Annotated in this window: 12 protein-coding genes; 10 read left to right on the top strand and 2 right to left on the bottom strand. The window is 65.8% G+C overall.

Going from position 1 to position 12,015, the window contains the following annotated elements:
- Positions 1–89: 89 nt before the first annotated feature.
- Both RJ527_05620 and RJ527_05615 read right to left on the bottom strand, forming a co-directional pair.
- Positions 90–1,160 carry a GGDEF domain-containing protein gene (locus RJ527_05620; GenBank protein WND77223.1) on the bottom strand — a complete coding sequence of 357 codons (1,071 nt, stop codon included), beginning with the start codon at positions 1,158–1,160 and terminating at the stop codon, positions 90–92.
- Positions 1,161–1,286: 126 nt separating this feature from the next.
- Complete coding sequence (locus RJ527_05615) at positions 1,287–1,793, bottom strand: thioesterase family protein (protein ID WND77222.1); 507 nt, start codon at positions 1,791–1,793, stop codon at positions 1,287–1,289.
- Between the two features lie 191 nt (positions 1,794–1,984).
- Here RJ527_05615 and RJ527_05610 point away from each other — a divergent pair, with 191 nt between their 5' ends.
- From RJ527_05610 to RJ527_05565, 10 genes are all read left to right on the top strand, one after another.
- Complete coding sequence (locus tag RJ527_05610; protein ID WND77221.1) at positions 1,985–2,767, top strand: glycosyltransferase family 2 protein; 783 nt, start codon at positions 1,985–1,987, stop codon at positions 2,765–2,767.
- The gene (locus tag RJ527_05605; GenBank protein ID WND77220.1) at positions 2,764–3,468 is read left to right on the top strand and encodes a VTT domain-containing protein; all 705 of its coding nucleotides are present in this window, start codon (positions 2,764–2,766) and stop codon (positions 3,466–3,468) included. The genes RJ527_05610 and RJ527_05605 overlap by 4 nt, the downstream gene beginning before the upstream one ends.
- 52 nt (positions 3,469–3,520) lie before the next feature.
- On the top strand, positions 3,521–4,714 hold the full coding sequence (locus RJ527_05600; GenBank protein ID WND77219.1) for a glycosyltransferase: 1,194 nt from the start codon (positions 3,521–3,523) through the stop codon (positions 4,712–4,714).
- Positions 4,711–5,523: an FkbM family methyltransferase gene (locus RJ527_05595; protein ID WND77218.1), complete on the top strand. Its 813-nt coding sequence runs from the start codon at positions 4,711–4,713 to the stop codon at positions 5,521–5,523. Before RJ527_05600 ends, RJ527_05595 begins: the two co-directional genes overlap by 4 nt.
- 170 nt (positions 5,524–5,693) lie before the next feature.
- Positions 5,694–5,981, top strand: a complete 288-nt coding sequence (gene groES / locus RJ527_05590) for a co-chaperone GroES (GenBank protein WND77217.1) — start codon at positions 5,694–5,696, stop codon at positions 5,979–5,981.
- Between the two features lie 58 nt (positions 5,982–6,039).
- A complete protein-coding gene (groL, locus tag RJ527_05585; GenBank protein WND77216.1) occupies positions 6,040–7,686 on the top strand; it encodes a chaperonin GroEL in 1,647 nt (548 codons plus the stop codon).
- 181 nt (positions 7,687–7,867) lie between these two features.
- Positions 7,868–9,463: a tetratricopeptide repeat protein gene (locus RJ527_05580; protein WND77215.1), complete on the top strand. Its 1,596-nt coding sequence runs from the start codon at positions 7,868–7,870 to the stop codon at positions 9,461–9,463.
- A gap of 14 nt (positions 9,464–9,477) precedes the next feature.
- On the top strand, positions 9,478–10,200 hold the full coding sequence (locus RJ527_05575) for an alpha/beta fold hydrolase (protein ID WND77214.1): 723 nt from the start codon (positions 9,478–9,480) through the stop codon (positions 10,198–10,200).
- A gap of 196 nt (positions 10,201–10,396) precedes the next feature.
- A complete protein-coding gene (locus tag RJ527_05570; protein WND77213.1) occupies positions 10,397–10,984 on the top strand; it encodes an ANTAR domain-containing protein in 588 nt (195 codons plus the stop codon).
- 353 nt (positions 10,985–11,337) lie between these two features.
- Positions 11,338–11,943 (top strand): ANTAR domain-containing protein, encoded by a 606-nt coding sequence (locus RJ527_05565; GenBank protein WND77212.1) that lies wholly within the window; start codon positions 11,338–11,340, stop codon positions 11,941–11,943.
- Positions 11,944–12,015: the final 72 nt, after the last annotated feature.

Here is a 12,015-nt window from a genome sequence, read left to right as displayed (position 1 = left end):
GTCAAGAAACGGTTTTACGACAGCCGCAGGCATATTTCGACGCCGCGCCCGGTCTTTCGGCCGGGGCATCGGAGGATTCCCGGGGTGGGTCAGGGGTGGGCCTGGCGCGTGCCGCGTCCGCCCGGGGATGTGGTGAGCCCCATTTCAACCCGGTTGCGGCCGTTGTGCTTGGCCAGATACAACGCTTCGTCGGCGCGCTCGATCAGGCTTTCCACGCTTTCCCCCGGCTGGAATTCCGCCGCCCCCACGGATACCGTGATGGTGCCCAGGCTCTTGCCCGTGGCGCGGTTGATGACGGCTTTTTTCGAGACCTGGGTGCAGACATGCTCGCCGACCTTGGCGCCGTTCTTCAGCGTCGTATTGGGCAGGACGATGGAAAATTCCTCGCCGCCGTAGCGCGCGGTCAGATCCTCGCCGCGCACGCAGCTTTTCAAGATGCGGGCAACGAACCGCAGCACCTGATCGCCGACCTGGTGGCCGTGGGTGTCGTTGAAATTCTTGAAGTGATCGATGTCGATCATCAGCAGGGTCAGGGGCTCCCCACGGTCCATGGCTTCGGCGGCGCCGATACGGATTTCCTCGTCGAACAGCTTGCGGTTGGCGACGCCGGTCAACGCGTCGGTCATGGCCTCGTGGCGCAGGGATTCGACGTCTTCCTTGAGGCTGCGGATTTCGCCCGCGGATTCCTTCAGCCGTGTTTCGAGGACCTGGTTGCGTTCCTCCATGGTGCGGGTCGCGGCAATCACCTGCTCGAGAATGCCTCGGATGTCCTTGCGGCCGTCGTCCCGCGCCAGCTCGCCCGACACCACGGACAGGGTGTCGCCGTAGGCCTGGGCGTCGGTGCCGGCCTCTTCCAGGTAGGACATCAGTTTCTTGAGTTCGGTTTCGACGCGCAGAGTCGCGTCGTTCAGGAAATCCTCGTCCAGGGTCACGCCCAGGAAGCGGTCGTAGATTTCCGCGTTGCGCTCTTCGGTGAAGGGCAGTCCGGCTTCCAGGATCACGTCCAGGGTCCGCGCCAATTCCGGGTATGCGCCCGAGAAATACCGATACCAAACAGCGAAGTTGTTTGGTTTCGGCGGAATCCCCTTTTTCTCCATCATCTGGAGCGCCGATTTGGCATAGGCGCTGGGGCTGCTCCGAAGTTCAGTTTTGTCGGACAAACGGGCCTGCCTTCCTTTTAAGGTTTTTGGGTCGCCGTTCTCACCTTCCAAGAATCACTTAAGTGCCGGTCATTGGGCGCCGGGGAATTATTAAGGCTATTTTCTAACATAACCCGCGCAGAGGATTCATACCTTTTTCTTCATAACGATATGGCGGCCGGCCTGGGCGGGTTTGGGCAGGATTCCATGGGCCGCCTTCAGGCGTTCCAGATGCGCCAGGACGGGGGGCGGAAACGGCGCCGCGCGGCGGCTTTTCAGATCGACGTGCAGGATCATCAACTCGTTGGTCGCGGCCAGCCGGTCATCGTCCCCGGCGAACATCTCATGAAACAGATGCAGACGTTTTTCGTCGACGTCCAGCACGCGCGGGCGCACCCGCATTTCCTCGCCCAGGTGGACCTCGTTGTCGTAGATCAAATGCGCCTCGACCACGAAGACCGACCCGCCGGTCGCCTTGCGGTAGGTCGCGCCCAGCCCGACGACATCCTGCAGGGCGTCGGTCGCATGGTCGAACACCAGCACGTAATAGGCCAGGTTCATGTGACCGTTATAGTCGACCCAATCGGGCTGGACCGTTTCGCGGTGCAGGATGGGAAGGGTTTCCGGCGCGTCGCCGGTCGGGCCAAGGGTCATCGGGGGGCTCCTCGGGATTGAAGTGGTCGCCACGGGCGCCGTCCGGCCCCCGCAAGTCAGCCATGGCGGGGCTTGCCGCGGAATGCAAGATATTTGACCTTTGACGGCACGGGTGCAATAAGCGGTCGCGCGTGCCGCGCCGCCCTTTGGGCGGGTGGCGCCGCGACGATGGAAAAGCGCGAAGTTCCCTCATGACCGGCATCTCTTCAGACACCGCTGCACTGGCCCTGGCCGTGGTCGTGCCCGTGCACAACGAGACCGAGAATCTGGCCCCGCTGATCGGCGAGATCCGGGCGGCCCTGGGTGATGGCATCGCTTATGAAATCATCTACGTGGACGACGGCAGCACCGACGCGACCCTGGACATGCTCAAGGACCTCGCGGGCAAGGTGCCGGAGCTTCGCGTGCTTCGCCATGTCGCCTGCTGCGGCCAGAGCGCGGCCATCTGGACCGGCGTGCGCAACGCCAGGGCGCCCCTGATCGCGACCCTCGACGGCGACGGCCAGAACGATCCCGCGGATATCCCGGCCCTGGTCGCCAAGTACAATGAAGAAGGCGGCGGCGAGAGGCTGATGATCGCCGGGCTCCGCGCCAAACGGCGCGACACCTATATCCGGCGTTTGTCGTCGCGCATCGCCAACGGCATCCGTTCCGGCCTGTTGCAGGACGACACGCCCGATACGGGCTGCGGCCTCAAGGTCTTTCCCCGCCAGGCGTTCCTCGATTTTCCCCGGTTCGACCACATGCATCGTTTCATGCCGGCCCTGATGCTCCGTCTGGGCGGGCGCGTGATGTCCGTGCCGGTCAATCACCGCCCGCGCGAACGGGGGACCTCCAAATACGGGGTGTGGAACCGCCTGTGGGTCGGCATCGTCGATTTGTTCGGCGTCATGTGGTTGCAGCGCCGGGGCTCCAAACCCCAGGTCGTCGAGGAAACCCCGGCCCGGGGCGGAGCGGACGGCGCGGCGCGATGAGCATGAAGCTCGCCTTGCGCGGCGGCACCCTGCTGTTGTCGCTGATCGCGGTCGTGATTTTGATCCGGGTGACCGGCCTGGACGCTCATCTCGATGAAACCTGGATCGACACCTACGTGCGCGGCAAGGGCATGGCCGGTGTGCTGGTGTTCGTCGCCGCCGGCGGCCTGTGCACGGCGGTCGGCCTGCCGCGCCAGTTGATCGCCTTTCTGGGCGGCTATGCGTTCGGCATCGCCGAAGGCACGGCGCTGACGGTGCTGGCGACTTTGGCCGGCTGCATCGTCAGCTTCTATTACGCCCGTTTCCTGGGCCGCGACCTGATCGCCGGGCGCTTTCCGGGCAAGGTCCAGCGCATCGACGGTTTTCTCGCGGAAAACCCGTTTTCCATGACATTGCTGATCCGCTTTCTGCCGTTCGGCTCGAACCTGTTGACCAACCTGGCGGCGGGCGTGACCAGCGTGCCGGGCCTGCCCTATTTCGCCGGATCGGCCATCGGCTACGTGCCGCAAACGTTGATCTTCGCGCTCATCGGCACGGGCATCAAGGTCGACCCGACGGCCAACATCGCCCTTGCCGCCGGATTGTTCGCGCTGTCCGGCGTGCTCGGCGTTTATCTGTACCGCCGCCACCGCCACGGCAAGGTCCTGGACGAGGACCTGGAAGAGGACCTGGGCGGCGCAGGGTCCTCGACGGCGGAATGAGCCGCGGCCGGCGTCCCCTGAAGGCGGTCAGAGCGGTGGCCGGGGAACTGTCATGCATGTCCTTCTGATTCCCTCCTGGTATTCGCACCTGCGGTCCGCGGGCGGCGGCTCGTTCTTTCGCGATCAGGCCCAGGCGTTGGCCGCCGCCGGGCACAAGGTCGGGCTGATCTATCCCAAGCTGTGGGGCCTGCGCGACTATCGGGCCGGCCCCTTGCCGGCGATCGACCGCATCCGCGCCGAGGACGATGGGCCGGTGCGCGTATGGCGGGTCGATACCCTGCACCGCCTGCCGCGCGTGCCGTTCCGCGACGCCTGCAAGTTCGCCGCCGCCGGAACCCGTCTGTTCGACGCCTACGCGGCGGCGGAAGGACGGCCCGACATCCTGCACGCCCATGCGGCGCTGTACGGCGGGGTGTTGGCCAAACGCCTGGCCGCGCGCCGCGGCATCCCCTTCGTGCTGACGGAACATTCCACCGACTTCGCACAAGCCAAGCACCGCTGGTGGCAGAGGCGCCTGATCGCGGGGGTGTTGGGGGCCGCCGATGCGCGCGTCGCGGTCAGCCCGCAACTGCGCGACATTCTGCTCGACCAGTACGCGGCCCAGGCCGACCCGACAACCGTCGTCCCCAACATCCTGACGCCGGCCTTCGAGACGACGGCGCCCGAGGCGAAGGCGCCGGGCGGGCCTTTCGTGTTCCTGTGCGCCGCGCGCATTTCCGCGGAAAAGAACCAGGAAGGCCTGATCCGGGCCTTCGCCCGGGCTTTTCCGCCGGGCGGGCCGGACGTGGAACTGCATTTCGTCGGTTCGGGCGACGGCGCGCCGCTCATGCGGCTCGCCGCGGACCTGGGGCTGGGGGACCGGGTCAAGGTCATCGGCCTGCTGCCAGCCGGGGAGGTGCGCCGCGCCATGGCCGCCGCCGATGCGGTCGTGCTGCCCAGTTTCGTGGAAACCTTCGGCGTCGTGGTCATCGAGGCCCTGTCCCAGGGCGCCCCCGTGGTCGCCACCATCTGCGGCGGGCCCGAGGGCATCCTGACCCCGGACAGCGGTATCCTGGTGCCGCCCGGCGACGACGGGGCGATGGCCCGGGCGCTCGGCGACATGCACGGGCGGGCGGCGTCCTTCGACCGCGCCAAGCTGCGCCGCGACTGCCTGGAAACCTATGGCCAGAAAGCCGTGGTCCGGCAGTTGGAAAGCATTTACGCTCGCGTGCTCGGCAAGGACGGCGCCGGCGACGGCACGGCATGAGTAAAACCTATTCCGCATTTCTGGCCGGCCTGGTCCGGGGGCTGACGGCGCCGATGTCGCGCTGGCCGCGCTATGCGACGCAGGCGCGCCTGGCCGACGCGTTGACGCCCCGGGTGCCGGTCGCGACGCCGCAGGGCCCGATCACCCTTTATACGCCCGGCAAGGATGCCCTTTATTTCGCCCGCCACGCCTTCTCCCGCGAACCGGAAACGGTCGAATGGATCGACGGCTTTCAGGCCGGCGAGGTGTTCTGGGACATCGGCGCCAGCGTCGGGCCCTATGCGGTCTATGCGGGCAAGCGGGGCATTTCGACCGTGGCGTTCGAGCCCAATCCGTTTTCCTTTCACTGCCTGGCCCGTAACGTGGTCGAGAACGGCGTCGGCGAGGCCGTCCAGGCCCATTGCCTGGGGCTCAGCGACAAGGACGGGCGCGGGCGGTTCTACATGCCGTCGTTCGAGGCCGGAACCTCGGGTTCGTCGCTTTACGACAGCGGCCTGTCGCGCCTGGGCTTCGCCAAGGCGGAGATCGCCGTGGACGCCTTCGCGCTGTCCGCCGACAGCCTGATCGACCGCTACGGCTTTGCCCCGCCGCAGCACATCAAGATCGACGTCGACAGCATCGAGCCGCAGATCCTCAAGGGCGCCATGGGCTTGCTGAAAAGCGGCCGGGTCAAGTCGCTGCTGATCGAGATCGCCCCGGACGACGCGGAAATTCCAGCCCTTTTGGCCGATGCCGGGTTCGCCGAGGCGCGCCGCGGCGTTCAGCGCGCGGATACCGACGTCAACGTGATCTTCACGCGCACCGGCTGAAGCCCCCGTTACCCCCCGCAAGCGGTAAATAGCCCAGGGTTTCCACGGATTCGGCCCGATCTCCCTTGACAGATGCGTCCCAGCGGACTACATCGCTGGCACTCACTGGGGTTGAGTGCTAACAACCACAAAAAAACCCTTATGTTTCCATTATTTGACGGAGAGCGACAATGAAGTTCAGGCCTCTGCATGACCGTGTTCTGGTCAAGCGCATCGAGCAGGACGAGAAGACCAAGGGCGGGATCATCATCCCCGACACGGCCAAGGAAAAGCCCATGGAAGGCAAGATCATCGCCGTCGGGTCCGGCACCCGCAACGAAGACGGCTCGATCACGCCGCTCGACGTGAAAAAGGGCGACAAGGTCCTGTTCGGCAAGTGGTCGGGCACCGAAGTGACGATCGAAGGCGACGAGCTGATCATCATGAAGGAATCAGACCTGCTGGGCATCATCGGCTAAGGCTGATCGACCGCCCGCAAGGCACCCGAAAAAGATCGAACCAAGAGGATTAGAGAAGATGGCTGCTAAGGAAGTTAAGTTTTCAAGCGACGCCCGCGACCGCATGCTGAAGGGTGTCGACACCCTGGCCAACGCGGTCAAGGTGACCCTCGGTCCCAAGGGCCGCAACGTCGTTATCGACAAGGCGTTCGGCGCGCCGCGCATCACCAAGGACGGCGTCACCGTCGCCAAGGAAATCGAGCTGACCGACAAGTTCGAAAACATGGGCGCGCAGATGGTCAAGGAAGTCGCTTCCCGGACCAATGACGAAGCCGGCGACGGCACCACCACCGCCACCGTGCTGGCCCAGGCCATCGTCCGCGAAGGCGTCAAGGCCGTGGCCGCCGGCATGAACCCGATGGACCTGAAGCGCGGCGTCGACATGGCCGTCGAAGCCGTCGTGGCCGACGTCAAGTCCGTCTCCAAGAAGGTCAAGACCTCCGACGAGATCGCCCAGGTCGGCACCATTTCCGCCAACGGCGACGAAGCGATCGGCAAGATGATCGCCGAAGCGATGCAGAAGGTCGGCAACGAAGGCGTCATCGAAGTCGAGGAAGCCAAGGGCCTGGACACGGACGTGACCGTCGTCGAAGGCATGCAGTTCGACCGGGGTTACACCTCGCCGTACTTCATCACCAACGCCGACAAGATGACCTGCGACATGGACAATCCCTTCATTCTCATCCACGAGAAGAAGCTGTCCTCGCTGCAGCCGCTGCTGCCGGTTCTGGAAGCCGTCGTTCAGGCCTCCCGTCCGCTGATCATCATCGCCGAAGACATCGAAGGCGAAGCGCTGGCGACCCTGGTCGTCAACAAGCTGCGCGGTGGTCTGAAGGTCGCCGCCGTGAAGGCGCCGGGCTTCGGCGACCGCCGCAAGGCCATGCTGGAAGACATCGCCATCCTGACCAACGGCCAGGTGATTTCCGAAGACATCGGCATCAAGCTTGAAAACGTCGGCCTGGAAATGCTGGGCACGGCCAAGCGCGTCATCATCACCAAGGACGACACCACTGTCGTCGATGGCGCCGGCAAGAAGAAAGACATCGAAGCGCGCTGCAACCAGATCCGGGCGCAGATCGAGGAAACCACCTCGGACTACGACCGCGAGAAGCTGCAGGAACGTCTGGCCAAGCTGGCCGGCGGCGTGGCCGTCATCAACGTGGGCGGCGCCACCGAGGTCGAGGTTAAGGAAAAGCGTGACCGCGTCGACGACGCCCTGCACGCCACCCGCGCCGCGGTCGAGGAAGGTGTTGTTCCGGGCGGCGGTTCCGCCCTGCTTTACGCGACCAACGCCCTGAAGAAGCTGACCCCGGAAAACAACGACCAGCAGGTCGGCATCAACATCGTGCTGCGTGCCCTGCAGGCCCCGATCCGTCAGATCGCGGAAAACGCCGGTTTCGACGGCGCCGTGGTCGCCGGCAAGCTGCTTGAAGGCAAGGTCAAGACCCAGGGCTTCAACGCCCAGACCGGCAAGTACGTCGATATGCTGAAGGCCGGCATCATCGACCCGACCAAGGTCGTCCGTACGGCTCTGCAGGATGCGGCGTCCATCGCCGGTCTGCTGATCACCACGGAAGCCATGGTCGCCGAGAAGCCGGAAAAGAAAGACGCCGGCGGCATGCCTCCGGGTGGCGGCATGCCCGACATGGGCGGCATGGGCTTCTAATCCCGTCGCCTACCGTTTGCTTGGGAAAGGGCCGCGCCTTCGGGGGCGGCCCTTTTCTTATGCGCGGTTTCCTGTGCGTGACCTGGATCAAGGGCGGGCGGAGCCACCTCGGCTATAGGGCGGGATGCAGAAGTTTGCTAGGTTTCGGGAGACGGGAAACATGCAAGCCGGGTATCAACGGATGACCATCGACGCCGCCGCCGGCGACATCAAGAAACTGATCAGTGCCGGACGCCTCGCCGATGCGGCGCAGGCGGCCTATCAGGCCGCCGTGACCGGTCGCGCCGATGGCGACGCCCTGGGCCTGGGCGCGGCGGCGGCCTATCAGGCGGGGGCCGACGATCTGGCCCTGGAACTGTTCTCCCGCCTCGACGCGCAAAGGGCGCTCGATGCCGGGCAATGGGCGATGATGGGTCACGCGGCGGACCGGCTCGGCGTGTCGCGGGTGGCGATCCCGGCCTATCGCCGGTCCCTCGATCTGGCGCCCGATTCGCCGCCCGTGCACTACAACCTGGGCTCTCTCCAGCTGCGCCGCCACCAGTGGTCCGAGGCGATCCGGCACCTGACGGCGGCCTGTGAGGCCATGCCCGACTGGCAGCCGGCCTGGGAAAATCTGGCGCAGGCGAGGCTCGGCACGGAACATTACGAAACGGTCATCCCCTTCCTGGCGGACTGCATGCGGCGGTTTCCGGACAACCCCCTGTTCGCCCTTCAGCATGCCCAGGCGTTGATGCAGAGCGGCGACCACGCGGGCGCCGAGGCCGCGTTCCGCGCTCTGACGCAGCGCGTGCCGGACGACGCCGGGGTGTGGGCCGGGCTGGCGGCGGCGGTGATCCAGGACGGCCGCAAGGACGAAGCCGCCGACATCATCGCGCAGGCGGCGGCCAAGGGGGCAAGGTCCGCGGACCTGGATGAAATGGTGGCTACCCTGAAGCTCGACGCCGGCGACATCGCCGGTGCCCGCGCCGGGTACGAGGCCGTACTGACCGCCGAGCCTGGCCACCGCCTCGCGCGGGTCAACCTGATCGACGCCCTGGTCCAGGCCGGCGACCATGCGCGCGCGCTCAAGGTCTGTGACGACCGTCTGGCGGCCGTGCCGGGCGATCCGGAAATGCTCGCCTACCGGGCCATCGTAATGACCGACATGGGCCAGCCGGCGGAGGCCGAGGCGTTCCTCCCGCCCAATTTGATCATGGGCCACCGGCCCCTGGCGCCGGACGGCTTCGCGTCACTGGCCGATTTCAACAAGGCGATGGTCCGCCATATCCTGAGCCATCCGTCCCTGGTCCCGTCGCCGCCCAGCCATGCCACCGTCGCGGGCCGCCACACGGGCAGCCTGGTGTGCGATCCCTGGGGCCCGATGACCCATTTCAAGGACATGATCGCCGAGGCCGCGCGCGCCTACCGCCGTCGCCACCGGCGCAGTTCCCATCCCCTGTTCACCCGTTGGTCCGACGAATATTCGCTGACCGTCTGGGCGGTGGAAATGAACGCCGGCGGCCACCAGATGCCGCATATCCATCCGTCAGGCTTCCTGTCCGGCGTCTATTATCCGCAGCTGCCGGCCCAGGTCACGGACCCGGGCGACACCAACGGCTTCATCGAATTCTTCCAGGCCCCGCAGCAGTTCACCCTGCGTCATCCGCCGCGCCTGCAACTGTTCCCGCCCGAGGAAGGGGTCATGTATCTGTTCCCCTCGGCCTATTTCCACCGCACCATTCCGTTCGCCGGCGAAGGTACGCGCATCAGCGTCGCCTTCGACCTGGTCGCCCTCTAGGGCGCCGGGCCGCCGTGGCCGTCCGTTTCGTCCTGGTCCACGGCGCCTATCACGGCGCCTGGTGCTGGGATCGGCTGACGCCGCTTCTGCGGGCCCCGGGGGCGGATGTCATCGCGCCCGACCTGCCGGGCCACGGGAGCGACCGGACGCCGTCAGCGGACCTCACCCTGGCCCTCTATGCCGACCATGTCGCTGGGGTCGTGCGGCAACAGGGCGATCCCGTCACCCTGGTCGGCCATTCCATGGCCGGGGCGGTGATCGCCGAGGTTGCCGAGCGTGTGCCAGACCTGATCGCTCGTCTGGTTTATCTCACGGCCTACATGCCGGGCCCGGGGGAAAGCATCGTCGACTGGGCGCGCCGTGACGGCGACACGCGGGCGCGGGCGGACAAGGTCCTGTTCGAAAACACGCCCTGTCTTGCCGTCGACCGTCAGACGACCTGGGACGCCTTCTATCAGGACGCGCCGGAGGACGACCTCGACTGGGTCTTCTCCCGCCTGAGGCCCGAACCCGTGGCGATCTTCCGCCAAGCCCTTGCCCTGACGCCGGAGAATTTCGGGCGGGTGCCGCGCGATTACATTTCCTGCCGCCAGGATTTCGCTATTACCGCCGATCTTCAGGATTCCATGCTCGACGCCCTGCCGGCGCGGCGCACCTGGGACCTGGACTGCGGCCATTCGCCTTTCGTGGTCTGCCCGGATTTGCTGGCTGACGTGCTTATGGCGGGAGAAAGCTAGGGCGGGCATCGTCGGCAGCCGTCCGCCCGGCGGCGAAGAATATGCACAGGGGCACCGCGAATGCATCTTGAAAGCTGGGTGAACAAATTCTACCGTCTTGGGTAATGAAGGACGGAAACAAGACTGTCCGCATCTGGGGGCGCATCCGAGCAGATTATAAGCCGCAGCCAACACGTCGCGTGTTTGGAGATGAGAGATGTCGGGCGCCGTCCTGAAGATCCTGGTCATTGATGAGAGCGCGGAGCGCGCCGAGGTCCTGTTGGCGGGGCTGGAGGACGCGGGCTACAACCAGGTCCACCATCTGCGCGAGATGACGGATCTGGTGCCGCGCATCGCCGCCATCGACCCGGACGTGATCCTGATCGACCTGGAAAACCCCAACCGCGACACGGTCGAGCAGATGTTCCGCGTGTCGCGCGAGGTCAAACGCCCGATCGCCATGTTCGTCGATGAAAGCGACCCGGAAATGACCAAGCAGGCGATCCGGGCCGGGGTCAGCGCCTATATCATCGACGGCCTGCGCCGCGACCGCATCCAACCCGTGGTCGACGTCGCGATCTCGCGGTTCGAGGCCTACCGCGAGCTGGAACAGCGGGCGACCGACGCGGAAAGCCAGCTGGCCGAACGCAAGATCATCGACCGCGCCAAGGCCGTGCTCATGGAAAAGCGCGCCATGACCGAACCCGCCGCCTATGACGCCATCCGCGCCATGGCCCGGGCCAAGGGCAAGCGCATGGTCGAGGTCGCGGAAAGCCTGCTGACGGCCCAGGAATTGGGTATCTGACGCCGTCCCTGGCATGTCGCCGCCGCCGGTCCCTAAAAATGGCTAAAATTTACGCTGCCGTTTTCATTGCGCTTAAAAATTAAGCACAAACTGCGGCGGCCTAACCGAATCCAGGCCTGATATTCCCTTTTAAATCAATGGATTGTCTGGTTTTTGCGAGTTGGCACGGGCCTTGAAATAGGAATCATGCCGGAACGCGATGCCGCCCGGCGTCCTCTGCGCCCAAGGACGGGCGACCTTACGGAGGCCATTTGCCCCATGACGGGCTGAAATGCCGGCCGGATGCCGGGATTTAAAGCTTTCGCCGCCGGACCCTTCGGCGGCCTGGATTGGAACACGGGGCGACCACGGTCATGCAAATTCGTCTGATGACGCCAGTCGGCACCAGCGTTCTCGTGGTCGAGCGGGACCGCCCGCGCGCCGAAGCAACCAAGCGCCTGCTGGTCGAGCAGGGCTACAGCGTCACCGGCGTGCTGACCGACATGAGCCGCTTCGCCGAAGCCGCCGCCCAAACCACCGCCGACGCCATCATGATCTATGCGACCGAGCCGGATAAGGATTTGCTCGACGCGCTGCGCGCCCTGCCGACGGAACAGCGCCGCCCGACCGTCCTGATCACCGAGGACGGCTCCACCGACGCCATCCACCAGGCCGTCGCCGCCGGAGTCAACGCCTGCGTCGTGGTCGGCGTCAACGGCAACCGCATCCGTTCCGCCATCGACCTGGCCAAGGCCAATTTCTCCAACACCCGGGGGCTGCGCGAGGAACTTGACGAGGCGCGCAACGCGCTGCGCGACCGCAAGGTCATCGAACGCGCCAAGGGCATCATCATGCGCGAGCGCGCCCTGGACGAGGACGCGGCCTATACCCTGCTGCGCACCCGCGCCATGCAGCGCGGCGTGCGCCTGGTGGCGGTCGCGGAAATGGTCGTCGAGGCTGCCGAGGTCATGCAGCTGTAGGAATTCGCCGCCCGGCGCGATCTAGGCGCGACGGCGGCACAACAGTTTGGCGGTTGGACGATGACGCCCGAC

This window comes from Thalassospiraceae bacterium LMO-SO8, from assembly GCA_031655335.1.
Lineage (GTDB): Bacteria > Pseudomonadota > Alphaproteobacteria > Rhodospirillales > Casp-alpha2 > UBA1479.
Note: the sequence above shows the minus strand (reverse complement) of the source record. Positions and strands in the feature narration are given on the sequence as shown.

What these genes read in the sequence shown, in the direction of transcription:
- RJ527_05615 (WND77222.1), bottom strand. Translation starts at nt 1,793, where the DNA reads ATGACCCTTGGCCCGACCGGCGACGCGCCGGAAACCCTTCCCATCCTG.
- RJ527_05610 (WND77221.1), top strand. Translation starts at nt 1,985, where the DNA reads ATGACCGGCATCTCTTCAGACACCGCTGCACTGGCCCTGGCCGTGGTC.
- RJ527_05605 (WND77220.1), top strand. Translation starts at nt 2,764, where the DNA reads ATGAGCATGAAGCTCGCCTTGCGCGGCGGCACCCTGCTGTTGTCGCTG.
- RJ527_05600 (WND77219.1), top strand. Translation starts at nt 3,521, where the DNA reads ATGCATGTCCTTCTGATTCCCTCCTGGTATTCGCACCTGCGGTCCGCG.
- RJ527_05595 (WND77218.1), top strand. Translation starts at nt 4,711, where the DNA reads ATGAGTAAAACCTATTCCGCATTTCTGGCCGGCCTGGTCCGGGGGCTG.
- groES (WND77217.1), top strand. Translation starts at nt 5,694, where the DNA reads ATGAAGTTCAGGCCTCTGCATGACCGTGTTCTGGTCAAGCGCATCGAG.
- groL (WND77216.1), top strand. Translation starts at nt 6,040, where the DNA reads ATGGCTGCTAAGGAAGTTAAGTTTTCAAGCGACGCCCGCGACCGCATG.
- RJ527_05580 (WND77215.1), top strand. Translation starts at nt 7,868, where the DNA reads ATGACCATCGACGCCGCCGCCGGCGACATCAAGAAACTGATCAGTGCC.
- RJ527_05570 (WND77213.1), top strand. Translation starts at nt 10,397, where the DNA reads ATGTCGGGCGCCGTCCTGAAGATCCTGGTCATTGATGAGAGCGCGGAG.
- RJ527_05565 (WND77212.1), top strand. Translation starts at nt 11,338, where the DNA reads ATGCAAATTCGTCTGATGACGCCAGTCGGCACCAGCGTTCTCGTGGTC.